Annotated in this window: 16 protein-coding genes; 7 read left to right on the top strand and 9 right to left on the bottom strand. The window is 68.6% G+C overall.

The window, feature by feature from the left end; translation table 11 throughout:
• The first annotated feature begins 28 nt into the window (after positions 1 to 28).
• The 3 genes from DIZ26_RS27140 to DIZ26_RS27130 all read left to right on the top strand — a co-directional run bounded on the left by DIZ26_RS27140 (position 29) and on the right by DIZ26_RS27130 (position 3,307).
• Positions 29 to 478: an Lrp/AsnC family transcriptional regulator gene (locus tag DIZ26_RS27140; RefSeq protein ID WP_112246506.1), complete on the top strand. Its 450-nt coding sequence runs from the start codon at positions 29 to 31 to the stop codon at positions 476 to 478.
• 66 nt (positions 479 to 544) lie between these two features.
• Complete coding sequence (locus tag DIZ26_RS27135; protein WP_112246504.1) at positions 545 to 2,314, top strand: acetyl/propionyl/methylcrotonyl-CoA carboxylase subunit alpha; 1,770 nt, start codon at positions 545 to 547, stop codon at positions 2,312 to 2,314.
• Positions 2,315 to 2,422: 108 nt separating this feature from the next.
• Positions 2,423 to 3,307 carry a peptidylprolyl isomerase gene (locus DIZ26_RS27130; RefSeq protein WP_112246502.1) on the top strand — a complete coding sequence of 295 codons (885 nt, stop codon included), beginning with the start codon at positions 2,423 to 2,425 and terminating at the stop codon, positions 3,305 to 3,307.
• 60 nt (positions 3,308 to 3,367) lie between these two features.
• Here DIZ26_RS27130 and DIZ26_RS27125 read toward each other — a convergent pair whose 3' ends face one another.
• The 3 genes from DIZ26_RS27125 to DIZ26_RS27115 all read right to left on the bottom strand — a co-directional run bounded on the left by DIZ26_RS27125 (position 3,368) and on the right by DIZ26_RS27115 (position 7,451).
• Complete coding sequence (locus DIZ26_RS27125; protein WP_232828623.1) at positions 3,368 to 4,549, bottom strand: glycoside hydrolase family 76 protein; 1,182 nt, start codon at positions 4,547 to 4,549, stop codon at positions 3,368 to 3,370.
• Positions 4,550 to 4,659: 110 nt separating this feature from the next.
• Entirely contained in the window at positions 4,660 to 5,883 is a 1,224-nt protein-coding gene (locus tag DIZ26_RS27120) for a SpoIID/LytB domain-containing protein (RefSeq protein ID WP_112246498.1), read from the bottom strand.
• Entirely contained in the window at positions 5,880 to 7,451 is a 1,572-nt protein-coding gene (locus DIZ26_RS27115; protein WP_112246496.1) for an N-acetylmuramoyl-L-alanine amidase, read from the bottom strand. Before DIZ26_RS27115 ends, DIZ26_RS27120 begins: the two co-directional genes overlap by 4 nt.
• Before the next feature lie 149 nt (positions 7,452 to 7,600).
• Between DIZ26_RS27115 and DIZ26_RS27110 the strand changes: the two genes are divergently transcribed.
• Positions 7,601 to 8,494: a cell wall metabolism sensor histidine kinase WalK gene (locus tag DIZ26_RS27110; protein ID WP_112246494.1), complete on the top strand. Its 894-nt coding sequence runs from the start codon at positions 7,601 to 7,603 to the stop codon at positions 8,492 to 8,494.
• Positions 8,495 to 8,594: 100 nt separating this feature from the next.
• Here DIZ26_RS27110 and DIZ26_RS27105 read toward each other — a convergent pair whose 3' ends face one another.
• Positions 8,595 to 9,644 (bottom strand): aldo/keto reductase, encoded by a 1,050-nt coding sequence (locus DIZ26_RS27105; protein ID WP_112246492.1) that lies wholly within the window; start codon positions 9,642 to 9,644, stop codon positions 8,595 to 8,597.
• An 82-nt stretch (positions 9,645 to 9,726) separates the two neighbouring features.
• Here DIZ26_RS27105 and DIZ26_RS27100 point away from each other — a divergent pair, with 82 nt between their 5' ends.
• Positions 9,727 to 10,251, top strand: coding sequence for a TetR/AcrR family transcriptional regulator (locus tag DIZ26_RS27100; RefSeq protein ID WP_112246490.1), 525 nt, complete (start codon positions 9,727 to 9,729; stop codon positions 10,249 to 10,251).
• Between the two features lie 3 nt (positions 10,252 to 10,254).
• Here DIZ26_RS27100 and DIZ26_RS27095 read toward each other — a convergent pair whose 3' ends face one another.
• The 3 genes from DIZ26_RS27095 to DIZ26_RS27085 are packed head-to-tail and all read right to left on the bottom strand — an operon-like array spanning position 10,255 to position 14,081.
• Positions 10,255 to 11,460: a glycosyltransferase 87 family protein gene (locus tag DIZ26_RS27095; protein ID WP_232828665.1), complete on the bottom strand. Its 1,206-nt coding sequence runs from the start codon at positions 11,458 to 11,460 to the stop codon at positions 10,255 to 10,257.
• A gap of 42 nt (positions 11,461 to 11,502) precedes the next feature.
• Positions 11,503 to 12,663, bottom strand: coding sequence for a glycosyltransferase 87 family protein (locus tag DIZ26_RS27090; protein ID WP_232828622.1), 1,161 nt, complete (start codon positions 12,661 to 12,663; stop codon positions 11,503 to 11,505).
• 38 nt (positions 12,664 to 12,701) lie between these two features.
• A complete protein-coding gene (locus tag DIZ26_RS27085) occupies positions 12,702 to 14,081 on the bottom strand; it encodes an NAD(P)H-quinone dehydrogenase (protein WP_112246484.1) in 1,380 nt (459 codons plus the stop codon).
• A gap of 31 nt (positions 14,082 to 14,112) precedes the next feature.
• On the opposite strand from DIZ26_RS27085, the gene DIZ26_RS27080 reads away from it, so the two are divergent.
• Entirely contained in the window at positions 14,113 to 14,574 is a 462-nt protein-coding gene (locus DIZ26_RS27080; protein WP_112246482.1) for a gamma-glutamylcyclotransferase, read from the top strand.
• Positions 14,575 to 14,595: 21 nt separating this feature from the next.
• Positions 14,596 to 16,242, top strand: a complete 1,647-nt coding sequence (locus tag DIZ26_RS27075; RefSeq protein WP_112246480.1) for a phospho-sugar mutase — start codon at positions 14,596 to 14,598, stop codon at positions 16,240 to 16,242.
• 115 nt (positions 16,243 to 16,357) lie between these two features.
• On the opposite strand, the gene DIZ26_RS27070 is transcribed toward DIZ26_RS27075, so the two are convergent.
• On the bottom strand, positions 16,358 to 16,807 hold the full coding sequence (locus DIZ26_RS27070) for a hypothetical protein (protein ID WP_112246478.1): 450 nt from the start codon (positions 16,805 to 16,807) through the stop codon (positions 16,358 to 16,360).
• A 234-nt stretch (positions 16,808 to 17,041) separates the two neighbouring features.
• Positions 17,042 to 17,977 carry a neutral zinc metallopeptidase gene (locus tag DIZ26_RS27065; RefSeq protein ID WP_112246476.1) on the bottom strand — a complete coding sequence of 312 codons (936 nt, stop codon included), beginning with the start codon at positions 17,975 to 17,977 and terminating at the stop codon, positions 17,042 to 17,044.
• Positions 17,978 to 18,017: the final 40 nt, after the last annotated feature.

Genomic DNA, 18,017 nt, shown 5'->3' with positions numbered 1-18,017 from the left:
ACAAGATGGTATTCAGTCAAAGGCTAAGATGACCATAGATGAGATAGATCGCCGACTTCTCACCGAATTGCAGAAGGACGCGACACAGTCCTACGCCGTCCTCGGTCAGGCGGTCGGATTGTCCGCGGGCGCCGCGCACGAGCGGGTTCGCAAGCTCAAGGCGGCCGGAGTGATCCGCCGGACCACGGTCGAGGTGGATCCCGCCGCGGTCGGCGTCGGCGTACTGGCCTATGTGTTGCTCGACACCGACGCCTGGATGGGAGAGGAGTCGACCCGGCGGGCGCTTCGCGACATCGCCGCCGTCGAGGAGGCGCACATCGTCGCCGGGCCTGCCTCGGTGCTCGTCAAGGTGCGAACCACCAGCACGGAGGCACTGCAGGGCACCCTGCGCGCGCTCCACCAGGTGGACGGTGTGACCAGCACTCAGACAGTCGTCGTGCTGGAGTCGTTCTTCGAGCGGCCGCCGACGGTGATGTGATCAACAACCTGTCACCGGTGAAGCACAGTTGACCCTAGACTCGGGCTCGCCGAAGGGAGTTCAGCTGTGTCTGACAGCAAGCGCATCACCAAGGTACTGGTCGCGAACCGGGGCGAGATCGCCGTCCGGGTGGTCCGTGCCGCCGCCGACGCCGGCCTGGGCAGTGTCGCCGTGTACGCCGACCCCGACCGGGACGCACTGTTCGTGCGGCTCGCCGACGAGGCCTACTCGCTGGACGGTGCGACCCCGGCGGACTCCTACCTGAACATCGCCAAGATCCTCGACGTCGCGGCCCGCTCCGGCGCGGACGCGGTGCACCCCGGCTACGGCTTCCTGGCCGAGAACGCCGAGTTCGCCCAGGCCGTCATCGACGCCGGGCTGATCTGGATCGGCCCACCGCCGGCCGCGATCGACTCGCTCGGCGACAAGGTGAAGGCCCGGCACATCGCCGAGAAGGTCGGCGCCCCGCAGGTCCCCGGTACGCCGAACCCGGTGGCCGGCGCGGACGAGGTGGTCGCCTTCGCCACGGAGTACGGGCTGCCGATCGCGATCAAGGCGGCGTACGGCGGTGGTGGGCGCGGGATGAAGGTCGCGCGCACCATGGAAGAGGTCCCCGAGCTGTTCGAGTCCGCGACCCGCGAGGCGATCAGTGCCTTCGGTCGCGGTGAGTGCTTCGTCGAGCGGTACCTGGACAAGCCGCGGCACGTCGAGACCCAGTGCCTGGCCGATGCCCATGGCAACGTCGTGGTGATCTCCACCCGCGACTGCTCGCTGCAGCGCCGGTACCAGAAGCTCGTCGAGGAAGCGCCCGCGCCGTTCATCACGCCGGAGCAGCGCGAGATCCTCTACACGTCGTCCAAGGCGATCCTGCGCGAGGCCGGCTACGTCGGCGCCGGGACGTGTGAGTTCCTGATCGGCCAGGACGGCCTGATCTCGTTCCTCGAGGTGAACACCCGGCTGCAGGTCGAGCACCCGGTCAGCGAAGAGGTGACCGGGATCGACCTGGTCCGGGAGATGTTCCGGATCGCCGACGGCGAGGAACTCGGCTACGACGACCCGGAGATCTCCGGGCACTCGATCGAGTTCCGGATCAACGCCGAGGACCCTGGCCGCGGTTTCCTGCCCGCGCCGGGCACCCTGACCAGGTGGCACGCGCCGTCGGGTCCGGGCATCCGGCTCGACGGCGGTTACGACCAGGGCGAGACCGTGCCCGGCGCCTTCGACTCACTGGTGGCGAAGCTGATCGTGTCCGGGCGCGACCGGACGCAGGCGCTGGAGCGGTCCCGCCGTGCGCTGAAGGAGTTCGTCGTCGGCGGGATGCCGAGCGCGATCCCGTTCCACGCCGCCGTGGTCAGCGATCCTGCGTTCACCGGCGTCGACGGCTTCAAGGTGCACACCCGCTGGATCGAGACCGAGTTCGACAACCAGATCCCGCCGTACGACGGGGTCGCCGAGGACGCCGAGCCGGACGAGCGGGAGAAGGTCACCGTCGAGGTCGGCGGCAAGCGGCTCGAGGTCGTTCTCCCGGCCGGCCTCGGTGCGTCGGCCGCGGCCTCCGGTACGGCGAAGAAGAAGCCGGCCAAGCGCTCCGGTGGCAGCGGCAAGGGCGCGGCCACCTCGGGCGACTCGCTGACCTCGCCGATGCAGGGCACCATCGTCAAGATCGCCGTCGAGGAGGGCGCGACCGTCGCCGCCGGCGACCTGATCGTCGTCCTGGAGGCGATGAAGATGGAGCAGCCGCTGAACGCGCACAAGGCAGGCACCGTGACGGGCCTGTCCGCCGAGGTGGGCGCCACGGTGGCCGCCGGGGCCGCGATCTGCGAGATCAAGGACTGACAACTTCGGCCGGCATCCACAGCGTGTTCTCAGGGAAACGCTGTAAGTTCCCTCCAGCGGTCCGCGTCGGACGGCTCTGATCGCCAGGCTCGATGAGGAGAACTCTGCATGTCCAAGAAGACCCATCAGCAGCAGCTCGCACAGCGCAAGGCCCAGCGTCAGGCCGAGCGTGATGCCGAACGCCGTCGCCAGCGACGGATGCTGACTGCGACCATCACGGCCATCGTCGCGGTGGTCGTCGTGATCGTCGGTCTCTTCGTCGTGCTGGGCAACAACGGCAAGGACACCCCGGCCGCCGGCAACACGCCGTCACCGTCGTCGACCGCCCCCTCGGCACCGGGGCCGGAGAACAAGCCGAAGTCGATCCCGACCGCACTGGCCGCCGCCCCCAAGCGGACGACGCCGCTCGCCTCCGAGGTCGACTGCAGTTACAAGAAGTCGGCCGAGCCGGCCAGCAAGCCGGTGAACGCGCCGGCCAACGGCAAGGTGAAGGCCAGCGGCACGTCGAAGGTCACCCTCGGCACCTCGATCGGCGACCTGCACCTCAACCTGGACAGCGCGCTGGCTCCCTGCACGGTCAAGAGCTTCCTCAACCTGGTCGGCCAGAAGTACTTCGACAACACCAAGTGCCACCGGCTCACCGTCGGCGCCGGACTCCAGGTGCTGCAGTGCGGCGACCCGTCCGGCAGCGGCTCCGGCGGTCCGGGCTACAGCTTCGCCGACGAGGTCTACCCGCAGCTGAAGTACGGCCGCGGCATCCTCGCGATGGCGAACGCCGGCCCGAACACGAACGGCAGCCAGTTCTTCATCGTGTACGGCGATGCTTCGGCGCTCACCCCGGCGTACACGGCGTTCGGCACGGTCGACGAGGCCGGGCTCAAGGCGATCGACAAGGTCGCCAACGCCGGTGTCGTTCCTTCTCCGCAGGGCGGCCCGACCGACGGCGCGCCGTACATCCCGGTGGAGATCAAGAGCGCGACCGCCGCAGCCTGAGCTGCCTGACAGCAAAGCGGCCCGCCCCCTTCTGGGAGCGGGCCGCTTGTGCGTTGCGGGTCAGGCGAGTTCGTCGTACCGCGAACGGGGCCAGGCCAGCAGTGCGTCGATCTGGACCATGGCCGACTGCTCGAGGAGCAGGACCGGTCCGTCGGCGAAGTGGAACAGCCCGGTGGCCGGGTCACGGACCTCCTTCCAGGCGCGCACGCTGTACGCCTGCATGGTGGCCTTGTAGCTCGGGTCGTGCGAGATCGAGTCGAGGATCAGCAGATTCTTGAAGTAGATCGAGTTGAACCTCGTCGGCTGCTTCCACAGCCGGTCCTCCGCGCCGTAGAACGCCAGCGACGCCTTCGCCAGTGCCTTGGCGTCGTCGAGGTACTTGCGGTCGTGGGTCGCCTTGTAGAGCAGGGCTCCGGCGCCCAGCATGACGCCCTGGTTGTAGCTCCACTGGGTCTTCTCGACGTTACCGGCGAGGTCGATGTGGTCGTAGTACAGGCCGTTCGGCGCGAGCATGCACTGCTGGGCCCACGCGTACATCCGCTTCGCCTCGGTCAGGTACGACTTGTCCCTGGTGAGCAGGTAGAGGTGAGCGCCGAGCTCGGCGCCGGGGCCGTTGGAGATGGTGTTGCGGTCCTGGCTCCAGGGCGCCTGGGTCCAGTAGACGCCGCCCGCGCACGGGTGCGTCGGGTCGGTGTCCCAGCCGTGCACAACGAGGGCGAAGATCTCTTTCGCCCGGGCCAGCGACGAGCGGTCACCAGTCCGCTGGTAGTGCTGGATCAGGTTCAGGCCGATCCACTCGTTGTCGTCGTAGAACTTGTCGCCGCCACCACCGAGCGGCGGGCGGACGTAGGAGTCGTAGCCCTTGGGCGTGGTCGTGTCGTTCCAGTACGGCTGGTAGCCGGCCAGCCTGCGTTCGGCCTCCGCCGACGCCTTGCGGCCCGCGCCCGGGATGCCGGCCAAGTCCTCGGCGGCGACCGCGGCCTGCGAGTACGGCCAGACGTAGGAGTAGGCGTTCTGCTGGGTGTTCGGGTACTCCTCCAGCAGCAACTCCGACTGGCCGGTCTCGAAGTACTTGGTCAGGGCCTGGTACGACGCCGCGGCCCGGGCGGCCGGGTTAGGCAAGTGACCGGCCGTCTCGGTGGCGGCGGTCCCGTTGGTGCCGTTGGTGACGGCCGCACCGGCTGCAGGGGCGTGCAGCGCAGCGAGCATCGAGACCGCCAGCACCCCACCGGCGATCCTCATGGTTGATATACCAAATTTCCTGCGCATCGACTTGCTCCTCCTGGGCGGCTGCGGTTGACATCGATGTCACGTTCTAACCGGCGCAGGGTTTCGGCGTCAATGCTTCAGCGTCAGCGGGTTTCCTGATCACTTGATATATCAAGGGTGCGGGCAGCTGCCGGCACGAAGCTGAACCAGGCCGATCGGAGACTGAGCCGCGACCGGAGCTGATCGCCGGTCATCGCCTTCTTCTGGCCGTTGACGCCGACCGCCTCGACCCGCAATACCCGGCCGCCGCCGGGACCGACGCCGGTTCGCGCTGTCACCTTGAGGCTGCGCAGGACGCCGACGCCGAAGGCCGCCTGGACCTGCGAGGTCGGCCTGGTGACCGTCCAGCTCGCATTCGGGTTCCGGTTGCCCGGGTAGGCATCCCAGGTGTCGACCTTCTGCACCTGGTACGGCAGGTCGCCGGACGTGGTCGCGCCGCCGTTCGACGACGAGAACTCCGCGATGATCGGCGCGCTCTTGTAGAGCCGGATCTGACCGGCGGTCGCCGCGATCGCGGCGTTGGTGGAGGACTCTTCCGAGCTGTAGCCGCCGTAGACCTGGCAGAGGATCGTGTCGCACAGGTCGTAGGCCCGCTCCGTCGACCGCCTCCGGTGGTACGCCGCATAGGTGCGCGCGGCAACCGCTTGTGCTTGCAGAGCCGCCGGACGCCAGGTGTACAAGGCTTCCCGGGGCACTACGCCTCGCAGGTAGGTCTCCAAGGACAGCACGTTGACCGTGTCGAGATGGGGCCCGCTGGTGTCGATCGCACGCAGGATGCCGCGGTACCGGGCCTGGTTGCCGCTCGGCAGGATCAGCGCGGTGACAGCCGGACCTTCGAACTGCGCCATCCCCTTCATGGTCCGCCAGAGCGTCCAGGTCCGCTTCTTCGAGTCGAACGAGCTGACCTTGGTGCCGCTGTCACCGGACGGATCGATCGACCACTGGTTCCTGGTCGATGCCTTGGGCAACGTATAGACCTTGCCAGCCTTCAGATCGCGCACCTTGAGGTTGTTGGTGGCAAGTACCCGGACGCCGTCGGTGGTGTCGGCCGTCAGCCGGATCCGGACGTTCCCGGTGGCCTTGCCGACCGCCGTACCGGGGTAGTAGAAGTCCAGGATCTGCTTGACGGACTTGCCGGCGATGGCAGCGCCCTGAGCGCCGTACTGCGACATGCCGCGGCCGTGCCCGAAGCCGCGGCCACTGATCGTCGTGGTCGCCTGGGCCTGGGGTGGATCCGCTTCGCGGGCGACGGCAAGGCCGGTGGGCAGAGTCGCGGCGACGAGGACGATCAGAACAGCGCGCTTCATGTGACGTAGACCTTCTGGGTGCGAAAGCTGAGGGTGAGCCGGCCGTGCTGGAACTTCTGCTGCACGCCGCCGGCGACCCGGAACGGTTCGGAGATCGGCAGGCCCAGGCGCGAGCGGTCGGCGCCGAGAGCCCCGTACTTGCGGGAGATCAGGCCGTTCACGGCGTGCATGCCGGTACGCGGCGACCAGTAGATCGCGCCGTAGTGAAAGTTCTGTGCCCGGCTGCCGGCGGGCTTTCCGTTGCGCTGTTCGGCGGTCGGCATGCCGAGCAGGCCGTCCGGTCCGTAGGTGCGGAAGCGGCCGCGGAATCCGCCCTGAACGCTGTGCGCGCCGGTGGCGGGCGACCAGTAGAGGTCCCGTGCGCCAAAGTACGTGGCGCGGCCGGTACGGGTCGGGTGTTCACCCCAGAACGGCTGGCCGATCCGGCGATAACCGCCCAGTTGCTGGGCGAACCGGTAGATCTCGGTCGACACACTGCGCCCCATCAACACGTCGGCTCGTTGCTTCAGCCAACCGAGTTGTGAGTAGAGGTTGTTGCCCGGGCACGCCGTGGCCTTGGTGTCGCGGTGACCGGAGACCGTATGCAGCCTGCTGCCGTCCAGCACGACCGTGGCCTGGGGCGAGCGGTAGTTCGCGTCGAGCTTCCAGGCGATGACCCGGGCCGTTGCCTCCAGCATCGATCCGGTCGGCTTGGCGTTCTCGAAGTTGCCGATCAGGGAGACGCCGAAGGAGTTGGCGTTGAACGCGCCGGTGTGCGCACCGAGGACGGGCAGCTGCGTACCGCCGTACCGGCCCTCGAAGATGCGGCCGAAGCGGTCGACGAGGAAGTTGTAGCCGAGGTCGCACCAGCCGCGGCTGCGCACGTGGTACGCGTACATGGCGCGGATCATCGCGGGGACCTGTGCACGGGTGTAGTTGTTGCGATCGGCCGTGTGGTGGACGAACGCCGCCTGCACTGTGCTGGTGTACTTCGGTCGCACGCAGGCCGCTCCGTTATGGCTGCGCAAGCGTTCGTCGGCTCCCCAGCCACGCCGGCCGATGACCGCGGGTGCCGGGTACGGCGCTGTGGCGTCGGTCCGGGTGGCCGCGAGGCTGCTCGGCGGGTTGGCGTCGGTGGCGAGGGTGCCGGGCTCGACCAGGACGACCTTGGCGTCGCTGACCGTCGTACCGTCCTTGGTGGTCAGGGACGCGTCGATGCCGTTCGCGTCGCCGACCCAGATCGGATCGGTGCCCGAGCGTTGCTGCCCTTCGCCGCCGGCGGGGTCGGGACCGTGCTCGTCCTCGACCGGGAGCTGTTCCCAGTCCGACCACACGCCGCCTCGCTGGACCCGGATCTTCACCACGACCTCACTCGAATCCGGGCGGCTCGGCCAGGTGATCCCGACCATGCCGAAGGGCTTCGTCGCGCCGGCGGACGTCGTACCGAAGCCCGGCCGCAGTGGCAGTTCCTGGTACGACGGGTCGGTGGCTTCGGGTGCCGGGCCGGTTCTGGGTAAGGCCTGCGAATGGTTGGGCACGAACAGCGCCAGGCCGGTCAGCACGGTCACCGCGAGTCGGGTTGTTCTCATCTTTCACCCCTGTGCTCGGGCAGCGTGATCGATTATGTGCACACGGTGACGGGAATCCCTGGCATTGTGATCACTCTGCGTGGCGGCACTTCCGGCCCGATTGGGCTGCCCCGGTAGGCTCGACGCACTACCCGTCGAGGAAGGCTGTCATGGAATTCATCCTGCTGATCGCGGTGATCGTGATCGCCGCGCTGGCCTATCGCTCCTACCGCCGCACGCAACTGGAGACGAAGAAGCGCGACGAGATCTCGTCGGCCGAGCTCGAGTCGGTCAAGCGCACCGCGGACGAGGACATCACCAAGTTCGGCGAGGAGTTGCAGGACCTCGACCTGGACATGGTCGGCAAGGATCTCGGCGACGGCGCCCGGCAGGACTACCAGCGCGCGCTGGACTCCTACGAGTCGGCCAAGCAAGCGGTCGGTCAGGTCACCCAGGCCGAGCAGATCAAGCACGTGATCGAGATCCTCGAGGACGGCCGGTACGCGATGGCCTGCGTCCGCGCCCGGGTGAACGGCGAACCGCTGCCGCAGCGGCGTCCCTCCTGCTTCTTCAACCCGCAGCACGGTCCGTCCGTCGCGGACGTGACCTGGGCCCCGCCCGGCGGCGCACCGCGTGAGGTCCCGGCCTGCGCGGCCGACGTCGAGCGGGTCCGCGCGGGCGCCGAGCCGGACGTCCGCAAGGTCATGGTCGGCCCGCAGCGGGTGCCGTACTGGGAGGCCGGACCGGCCTACTCGCCGTACGCCCAAGGCATGTTCGGCGGTCTGGGTGGCGTGATGACCGGCATGTTCATCGGCACCATGCTCGGCGGGATGTTCGCCGGCGGCGGCTACGGCGACTACGCCGGCGGCGGGTTCGACGGTGGCGGCTACGACGGTGGTGGTGACGGCGGCGGGTACGACGGTGGCGACGGCGGTGGCGGTGACGGCGGGGACTTCGACTTCAGCCAGGACCCCGGCGGTGACTTCGGCGGCGGCGACTCCGGCGGCTGGGACTTCGGTGGCGGCGACGGCGGCGGTTTCGACGGCGGCGGCTTCGACTTCTGACCTCATCATCGACCCCGGGCACAGTCTCTGTGCCCGGGGTTTCTTGTCCACGGCCAGGTGATGGCGTCGAAACCGGACCCTCCGGTCGCCAGGTCACTCGTCAGGACAGCGCCATTCCAGGGATGCGGTTGCGGATGGCCTCGAGTTCGGCCTCGTCGGAGATGCCCTGCCAGTCGTACCGCGGCGTGTAGGGACCTTCCAGCGCTCGCACCTCGTCCTCGGTCAGCTCGACGTCCAGGGACGCGACCGCCTCGTCGATCTGCTCGATCGAGCCGGCTCCGACCAGCGGGGCGGTGACGACGGGCTGGTGCCGCAGCCAGGCTAGCGCGATCTGCGCCCGGGTAACACCATGGCCTTCGGCAACCTTTCCGACCGCCTCGATGATGTCCCGGTTGGACGCCTCCTGCGCGGGCGAGTAGAGCAGGTCGGCGTAGGCACCATCGGTCTCGGAGCGGGCTGTCGAGCGGGCGTCGTCCCAACCGCGGGCGAGCCGTCCGCGCGCCAGCGGCGACCAGATGATCGTGCCGACACCTTCGTCCAGGCACAGCGGGATCATCTCCCGCTCTTCTTCCCGGGCGAGCAGGTTGTAGTGGTTCTGCATCGAGACGAACCGCGCCCAGCCGTTCTGCCGCTGCAGGTGCAGCGCCTTCGCGAACTCCCAGGCGTGCATGGACGAGGCACCGAGGTAACGCACCTTGCCCTGCTTGACCAGATCGCTGAGCGCCTCGAGGGTCTCCTCCCACCGGGTCGCGTGATCGTTGCGGTGGATCTGGTAGAGGTCGATGTAGTCCGTCCCCAGCCGGCGCAGGGAGTGCTCGACCTCGGTCATGATCGCCTTCCGGGACAGTCCCCTGCCGTTCGGGCCGGTGCGCATCGGATGCCGGAGCTTGGTCGCGATCACCACGCTGTCACGGTCGGCGTAGTCCTCGAGGGCGCGGCCGAGGATCTCCTCACTGGAGCCGTTGGAGTACATGTTCGCGGTGTCGAAGAAGTTGATGCCGGCCTCGAGCGCGTGCTGGATCAGCGGTCGCGCCTCGGCCTCACCCTTCGACCAGACCGGATGCCCGCGGTCGGGTTCGCCGTACGTCATCGCGCCGATCGCGATCGGCGACACGTCCAGACCGGTGCTGCCGAGCTTGATGTAGTGCATGGGTGCCCCTTGCGAGTAGTATGTGGAGAGTTCTCCATTTAACGTAGTGGAGAACTCTCCACTTAGCAAGGACGAGGTTTCTGTGGTTCGTTCAGACGCCCGGGAGAACCGGGAACGCATCCTCGCGGCTGCCCGCGAGGCCTTCGCCGAGGACGGCTCCACCTCGATGAACCAGCTCGCCCAGCGGGCCGGAGTCGGTGCCGGCACGCTGTACCGCAACTTCCCGACCCGAGAGGCCCTGCTGCTGGCCGTCTATCAGGACGAGGTCGAGCAGATCACCGGCAGCGTCCCGGGTCTGCTCGCCGGCCATCCGCCGCTGGAAGCACTACGCCGGTGGACCACCGGCCTGGTCGAAGCCATGCGCAGGAAGCACGGGCTCGGCAACGCCCTCAGCCCGGCCGCCCAGCAGGCCATGGCCGAGCAGACGTACGAGCCGGTGGTGGCGGCGATCGAGGAACTCATCGAGGCCGGCAAGAAGGACGGGAGCATCCGCGCGGACGCGGACGCCGGTGACTTCCTCCAGTTGACCAGTGCGCTGTGGCGCGCCACGCCCGAGCGATCCCCCCGGATGCTGGCGCTGATCCTCGACGGACTCCGGCCGCAGTAGCGGCTACCTGGTGAGCGCCTGGTTCCCGGCTTCCGCCGCGGCCTTGGTGCGGGTGCCGATGGCCAGTAGGACTGAGGCTGTCAGGGAAAGCCAGAGGTAGGCATTGCCGGCGAGGTGTTCGAGGAGGTTCCAGCTGAGTTCCTGGTTGTCGCCGCGGGCCGGCCACCAGATGGGTGCCAGGGCGAAGAGGCCGAACCAGGTGGCCGCCAGCGGGATCGGGTGGCGGCGGCCGAGTTGTGTTGCCGTCAGCAAGGAGATGCCGAGCGGCAGGCACCAGACCCAGTGGTGGCTCCAGGACACCGGCGAGCACAGCAGGCCGATCAACGCGCAGACCGACACCGAGGCGAGCTGTTCGCCGCGCAACCACAGCACGCGGGTCAGCCAGAGTCCGCCGACGACGGTCAGCAGTACGACGACCTGCCAGAGCCGGCCGCCACCCGCCAGGTCACCGGTGACGCGAATCAGAAAGCCGTTCCACGACTGGTTCCCGGCGTACGCCAGACCGCCGATCCGCCCGGTGTCCGACACCATGTGCGTCCAGTAGTCCAGGGCGGTCCGCGGCGCGAGCAGGAACCCGATCAGCACGGTCACGAGGAACGCGGCCGACGCGTGCGCGAGGGCTCGCCACTGCTTCGTGACGAGAAGCAGTCCGAAGAACACCAACGGCGTCAGCTTGATCCCGGCGGCCAGCCCGATCCAGATCCCGCGACTCGAGCGCTTCGCGGCGAGGACGTCGTACAGGATGACCGCGCAGAGGATGAGGTTGATCTGGCCGTACGAGAGGGTCTCGCGCACCGGCTCGAGCAGCATGGAGGCGGCCACCAGGGCTACCAGCACGGCCGGGTGGAGACGGCCGAAATACTTGTGGAGGGCAACGAGGTGGTCTCGCAGGCTCAGTCGCCAGATGGCGAACAGGGCGATCAGGGAGACCGCGATCGATGCGCCGTACGCCACCGGCCAGGGCAGCAGCGACACGGGCACCATCACGAGGCCGCCGAACAGCGGGTACGTGAAGGGCATCGAGATGTAGCGCAGCCGCGCCTCGTACAAGGTGGACGGGTCGGCCAGGATCGCCGAGCCGCCGAGCCGGTAGACCTTCAGGTCGGCGCCGGTGTGTCTCCACACGAACGGCAGCAGCAGGGCGACCAGCACACAGACACCGGCCGCGAACCACCAAGGACGCTTTGCCGGAGCCCCCAAGAACCCCATTGTCACCGGCCAAGCCTGGCAGCCGAAGGGGGCACAACCGGTCTATGCCGCTGGCAGCTTCCGGCCATTGGCCGCAAGTACCGTCGGTGACGGCGCCTCACGGTGAGCAACAACCAGCAGTACTACGTCCGCCACCGCCCCGATGAGGTAGGCGTTGCCGAGGAGCTGCTGACCAACACTCCAGGTCAGCTCGCGGTTGTCATGATTCGGCGGCCACCAGATCGGCGCCACGGTGAACAGCCCGAACCACAGGACGCCGACCACGACTCGCCAGCGGCCGTGCACGACTCGCACGAGCGACACGCCGAGCGGTAGAGCCCAGACCCAGTGATGGCTCCAGGAGACGGGTGAGCAGAGCAGTCCGACCAGCGCGCAGATCGACACCGCGGCCAGTCGGTCGCCGCGCAACCACAGCAGCCGGCAGAACCAGAGCCCGCTGAGCACGGTCAGTCCGACCAGCGCCAGCCAGACCAGGCCGCCACCGTCGAGATCGCCCGTCAACCTGACCAGGAAGGCATTCCACGACTGGTTGCCGGCGAACGCGAGGCCGCCGATCCGGGTGGTGTCGGAGACGAGCGAAGTCCAGTACTCCGTGGCCGAATGCGGCGAGATCAGGAAGCCGACGACAACCGTGGCCGCGAACGACCCGGCGGAGTACAGCAACGCCTTCCACTGCCGGGTGAAGACCAGCAGGCCGAGGAATACCAGTGGCGTCAGCTTGATCCCGGCCGCGATGCCGATCCAGATCCCGCGACGGGAGTGCCTGAGGTCGAGTACGTCGTACAGGATCAGCGCGCAGAGCATCAGGTTGACCTGACCGAAGCCGAGCGTCTCGCGGACCGGCTCGAGCAGCAGCGACCCAGCGACAACAGCCACCAGGAGCGCCGAGGGAATGCTGCGGCCGAGCGACAGTCGCCAGACGAAGACGAGGCTGACCACCGTTCCTGCCGTCCACACAGTGGTCGCGACCGGCCAGGGCAATAAGGCGAACGGGACCATCACGACCGCGGCGAACGGCGGATACGTGAACGGCAGGCCGGCCAGCCGTACGTCGTACAAACTCGCCGCGTCGTCCAAGAGAGCCCGGCCGCCGAGCCGGTACACCTTCAGATCAACCAGCGAGTGCTGCCACAACATCGGCAGAACGATGCCCACGGCAACACAAACCCCGAGCGCCACCGCCCACATCACCCGCGTCCGCACACCCGGAATCCTGGCACGCCGACCAGGCCACGCCCGCCTCAGGAGCGGAGGTGGAGGCGGCGGGCGGCTTCGGCGATGGAGCCGGAGACCGACGGGTAGACGGTGAAGGACTGGGCCATCTGGTCGACGGTGAGGCGGGCGCCGACGGCCAGCGAGATCGGGTGGATGAGCTCGCTGGCGCGGGGCGCGACCACCACGCCGCCGACGACGATGCCGGTGTTCGGCAGGCAGAAGAGCTTGATGAAACCGTCCCGGACGCCCTGCATCTTGGCCCGGGCGTTGTCCGCGAGCGGCACCTTGACGACCATCGCCGTACTGCCGCCGGCGTCCAGGGCGGCCTGGGTCAGGCCGACGGTGGCGATCTCGGGCGCGGTGAAGACGTTGGAGGAGACGGTCGACTGGTTCAGCGGGGCCACCGCGTCGCCGAGCGCGTGCGACATGGCGATCCGGCCCTGCATCGCGGCGACCGAGGCGAGCATCAGTACCCCGGTGCAGTCGCCGGCCGCATACACCCCGCGGGCCGACGTTCGGGAGACTCGGTCGACCGTGATGAAGCCGCCGTCGCCGAGCGACACGCCCGACTCGACCAGGCCCATGTCCTCGGTGTTCGGCAGCGAGCCGACCGCGAGCAGCGCGTGCGAGCCCTCGACCGTCCGGCCGTCGGTGAGCGTGACGACGACGCCGTCACCCTGCCGGCGTACCGACTCGGCCCGGGACTTGCCGAGCACGGTCATCCCGCGCCGCTTGAAGACGTCCTCGAGCACGGCGGCCGCGTCCTGGTCCTCACCGGGCAGGACCCGGTCCCGCGAGGAGACCAGTACGACGTCGCTGCCGAGCGCGTCGTACGCGCTGGCGAACTCCGCGCCCGTGACACCTGACCCGACAACGATCAGCCGCTCGGGCAGTTCCTCGAGTTCGTAGACCTGCTCCCAGGTCAGGATCCGCTCGCCGTCGGGCTCGGAGCCCTTGAGGATGCGCGGCCGCGCGCCGGTGGCGATCAGTACGACGTCGGCGTCCAGCCGCTCGTCGCCGACCACGACCGTCTCGGGACCGTCCAGCCGGCCGCGGCCGTGGATCACCCGGACCTTGTCGTCGGCCAGCCGGCGGCTGATCCCCTCCGACTGAGCCGTCGCCAGCGCCTTGACCCGCTTGTTGACGACGGAGAGATCGACACGCACAGAGTTGGCGGGATCGTCGTCCCCGTCCTCGAGCCGTACGCCGAGCTGGCCGGCCTCCTCGACCTCGGTCATCACCTCCGCGGTGGCGATCAGGGTCTTGCTCGGGACGCAGTCCGTGAGCACGCACGACCCGCCGATCCCGTCGGAGTCGACGACTGTCACCTCCGCCCCCAATTGGGCGGCCGCACTCGCCGCTTCGTACCCGCCAGGACCGCCACCGATGATCACAACTCGCGCCACGAGAGGCCATTGTTCCGTATCCTGTGATCTCGTGACCCTGTACGCCGCGTTTGCGTCGAATCTGGACCCGAATCTGATGGCCGAGCGGTGCCCGTTCTCGCCCTTGCGCGGGACCGGGTGGATCGTCGGCTGGCGCCTCACCTTCGGTGGCGAGGAGCTCGGCTGGGAGGGCTCGATGGCGACCGTCGTCGAGGACCCGGCCGATCCGACGAACCAGGTGTTCGTCGCGCTCTACGACATCCACCCCAAGGACGTCGAGCGGCTGGACGAGTGGGAATGGATCGACCAGGGCGTCTACCGCAAGATCCAGGTCCGGGTGCAGACCCTGGACGGCGAGCAACTGGCCTGGATGTACGTCCTGAACGCCTACGAGGGCGGCCTGCCGTCGGCCCGCTACCTCGGCATCCTCGCCGAGGCCGCCGAAGCCGCCGGCGCCCCTGACGACTACGTGGCCGACCTCCGCGCGCGGCCTTGCCAATCCTCGGGGCACTGACGCCCCTCGCTGTATCTTGCGGTGGTGACCGTCAATGATGATGTTCGTGCCGCCGCCGAAGCCTGGCTGAGCGAAGACCCCGATCCTGATACCCGCGCCGAGCTGCAGGACTTGCTCGACAAAGGTGCCGGTGACGAGCTGGCCGACAGGTTCAGCGGGACGCTGGAGTTCGGTACTGCGGGGTTGCGGGGCGCCGTGGGCGCCGGGCCCAACCGGATGAACAGAGTCGTCGTGATTCGCGCGGCAGCCGGTCTCTGCGCCTACCTGAAGGCGAACGGGCTCACCGACGGCCCGGTGCTCATCGGGTACGACGCGCGGCACAAGTCGGACATCTTCGCGCAGGACACGGCCGCTGTGGTCCGTGGCGCCGGGCTGGACGCAGTACTGCTGGACCGGCCGGCTCCGACGCCGGTGGTCGCGTTCGGGATCAGGCATCTCAAAGCGGTCGCCGGTGTCGTCGTGACGGCGTCGCACAACCCGCCGCAGGACAACGGCTACAAGGTGTACCTCGGGGACGGCTCCCAGATCGTGCCGCCGGCCGACAGCGAGATCGCCGCCGCCATCGACGCGGTCGGCCCCCTGGCTTCCGTACCGCGGGGTGACGACTGGCAGACCGCCGGGGACGACCTGCTAGGCGCCTATCTGGATCGCATCGCCACCTTGGTCCCCGAAGACGCCCCGCGCGATCTCGACGTGGCCTACACCCCGCTGCACGGGGTCGGCCGGGCCCTGGTCGAGCAGGCCGTGGCGCGCGCGGGGTTCGCAGTACCGGCGGTGGTTGCTTCGCAGGCTGATCCGGACCCCGACTTCCCGACCGTCTCGTTCCCCAACCCGGAGGAGCCGGGCGCGATCGACGCCGCGCTGGATCTGGCCCGCGCCGAAGGATCCGACATCGCTGTCGCGAACGATCCCGATGCGGATCGCTGCGCGGTCGCAGTACCGGATCCTGCCGCGGCCGGTGGCTGGCGGATGCTGCGCGGGGACGAGCTCGGCGGACTGCTCGGCGAGTTCCTGCTGTCGTCCTCGCCGGACGGGGTCGCCGCGTGCTCGATCGTCTCGTCGTCGCTGCTGAGCAAGATCGCGGCGGCGTACGGCGTGCGGTACGCCGACACCCTCACGGGCTTCAAGTGGATCGGGCGCGTCCCGGACCTCGTCTTCGGCTACGAAGAGGCCCTCGGGTACTGCGTGGATCCGTCGGCCGTGAAGGACAAGGACGGCATCTCGACGCTGATCCGGGTGCTGCAACTCGCCGCGCAGGCGAGGGCCGACGGGCGGACCTTGCTGGACCTGCTGGACGATCTGGCGAAGAAGTACGGGTTGCATGCGACGGACCAACTGTCCGCGCGGGTGGAGGACCTGAGCCTGATCTCGGCCGCGATGGACCGGTTGCGGGCGACTCCCCCGACCTCGCTCGGCGGCCACGCGGTCGAGCAGGCCGACGATCTGAACACTGCCTCCGAGACCCTGCCGGCCACGGACGGCCTGCGCTATCACCTGTCCGAGGGCGCCCGCGTCGTCGTCCGGCCGTCCGGCACCGAGCCGAAACTCAAGTGCTACCTGGAAGTGGTGATCCCGGTCGCGGCCGACGACGTCGCCGCAGCTCGCACCCAGGCCGCCGCCGAACTGTCGGCGATCAAGAAGGACCTCGCCACCGCCGCCGGCATCTGAGCCTTGCGTCCGAACAACCGAGGGTCCTGACCCTCACCTCTTCGGACGCAACGCTTCTTCGGACGCAACGACGAAGGGCCCCTGGAGTCAGGGGCCCTTCGTCGTTGGTCTTGCGTCAGCGGACTGCTGCTGCGGCTTCGGCCTGCTCGGCCCGCAGCGAACTCTGCAGCGAGGAGTGCAGGATCCGCAGGGTGCTGGTCGACTGCATCAACGCCTCGCGCTCGTCCGGGTTCCGGTTCGCCAGATGAGTGATCTCGTTGATGCTCGCCTCGATCCGCCCGATCCGGTCGGCGACCGTGCCCTCACCGCTGCTGGCCCGCCGCACCGCCTCGGAGGTGATGGTCCAGACGTCCTCGCGGTCGTTGGTCCGGCGGGACAGGTCGACCATCTGGCCGAGCGCGGCCAGATCGCTGTCCACCTGGTTCCGCTCGATCGGTTTGGTCAGTCCCGCGGTGGCCTTGCGCAGCCGGGTGACATGCCCGGACAGCTCGGACCAGCTGCAGGTACCACTCTTGATCTTGTCCAGCACCCGGGTGTACTCGGTGTTGAACTCGTCGTAGTTCACGATCCCTTGACTCCTGCCGTTCGTCGTTCGACACAAGACTGTAAGGCGTGCGGACCCGAAACACGGTAACCACACGATCGCAGATCGTGTACGTGTCGGCAAAACGCACGGTGCTGTCCAAGCACACGAAGGCGCCCGGAATGCAGAACGCATTCCGGGCGCCTCGGGTTACACAACCGGTCAGGGAAGCTGAGCAGTGTTACCGAACTGCATCAGACTCCGTGCCGGGGCCGATCAGGAAACGCGGGTCGCGGGCGCCGACCAGGTCCGGCAGCTGCCGGCGTGCTGGCCCTTGCCGTCACCACTCCAGCCGGCCAGCGACCAGAAGTTGTGGTTGGTCCACGAGCCGTGGTCGCGCGGGTAGCCCGGCATGTCACCGGAGTGCGAGATCACGTAGCGCCACTGGGTGTAGAGGCCGCCCGACATCGGGTACGCCTTGCGGTTCGCGCCGATGTAGGCCGAGCCGAGGCAGGAGGCCTGCAGCTCACGGCGACGGCTCTCGGCCAGGGCCGCGTCGCCGGTCATGTGCTGCTGGCGCCACCACGACGCGGTCAGGATGCTGGTCATCGACTGCACGTGGTGCCCGTACTCGTGCGCGATCGTGTTGGTCGCGTACGCGACGGCGAACGTCGGGTTCTGCGCGTAGTAGTTGACGATCTGGCGCCACGGGATGTAGATCGTGCCGCCACCCGCGGAGCAGTAGAACGAGGTCGGTCCGGTGACCGAGCCGCAGGCGGTGTTGATCGTGTTGTAGCCGTGCACGACCAGGGCGGGCTTGACGTCGTACCGACCGCCGGCCCGCCAGATCACCGGACGCCAGGCGGCGTACATGCAGCGCACCATCTCCTGCTCGAAGTACCGGATGCGGTACTCGGTGTTCAGCGTGACGTTCGGGCGCTTGCAGCCCGACGCCGGGATGTACGGCGTGCTGTAGAGGCGGTTGTTGACGACCGCGTTACGCGAACTGGTGGCGTTCCAGCCCGAGGTCGTTTCGATGCCCCGCGTCCCGGAGGTCGTCGGCGGCTTGACCGCGGCGCCCGGGATCGGGATCGGCTGCTCGGTCACGCCGGCCGGGGCGGCCTGCGCGCTCGGGACGGCGAGGGCCACGCAACCGGCCATGGCGATCACGCCGACCAGTCCGCGCAGTTTCTTGCTGGAGAGGTTGTACATGCGCTCCACTCTCGAGTACTTGGGGGACTTACGGCCCCAA

Origin of the sequence: Kribbella monticola (assembly GCF_003261635.1) — a bacterium.
Taxonomy (GTDB): Bacteria; Actinomycetota; Actinomycetes; order Propionibacteriales; family Kribbellaceae; genus Kribbella; species Kribbella monticola.
The sequence above is the reverse complement of the archived record's forward strand: the minus strand, read 5'-3'. Positions and strand labels throughout refer to the sequence as shown.

Excerpts from the sequence above, each read along its gene's own strand:
- DIZ26_RS27110 (WP_112246494.1), top strand. The coding sequence starts at position 7,601 with ATGGAATTCATCCTGCTGATCGCGGTGATCGTGATCGCCGCGCTGGCC.
- DIZ26_RS27095 (WP_232828665.1), bottom strand. The coding sequence starts at position 11,460 with ATGGGGTTCTTGGGGGCTCCGGCAAAGCGTCCTTGGTGGTTCGCGGCC.
- DIZ26_RS27120 (WP_112246498.1), bottom strand. The coding sequence starts at position 5,883 with ATGAAGCGCGCTGTTCTGATCGTCCTCGTCGCCGCGACTCTGCCCACC.
- DIZ26_RS27130 (WP_112246502.1), top strand. The coding sequence starts at position 2,423 with ATGTCCAAGAAGACCCATCAGCAGCAGCTCGCACAGCGCAAGGCCCAG.
- DIZ26_RS27105 (WP_112246492.1), bottom strand. The coding sequence starts at position 9,644 with ATGCACTACATCAAGCTCGGCAGCACCGGTCTGGACGTGTCGCCGATC.
- DIZ26_RS27140 (WP_112246506.1), top strand. The coding sequence starts at position 29 with ATGACCATAGATGAGATAGATCGCCGACTTCTCACCGAATTGCAGAAG.
- DIZ26_RS27125 (WP_232828623.1), bottom strand. The coding sequence starts at position 4,549 with ATGAGGATCGCCGGTGGGGTGCTGGCGGTCTCGATGCTCGCTGCGCTG.
- DIZ26_RS27115 (WP_112246496.1), bottom strand. The coding sequence starts at position 7,451 with ATGAGAACAACCCGACTCGCGGTGACCGTGCTGACCGGCCTGGCGCTG.
- DIZ26_RS27065 (WP_112246476.1), bottom strand. The coding sequence starts at position 17,977 with ATGTACAACCTCTCCAGCAAGAAACTGCGCGGACTGGTCGGCGTGATC.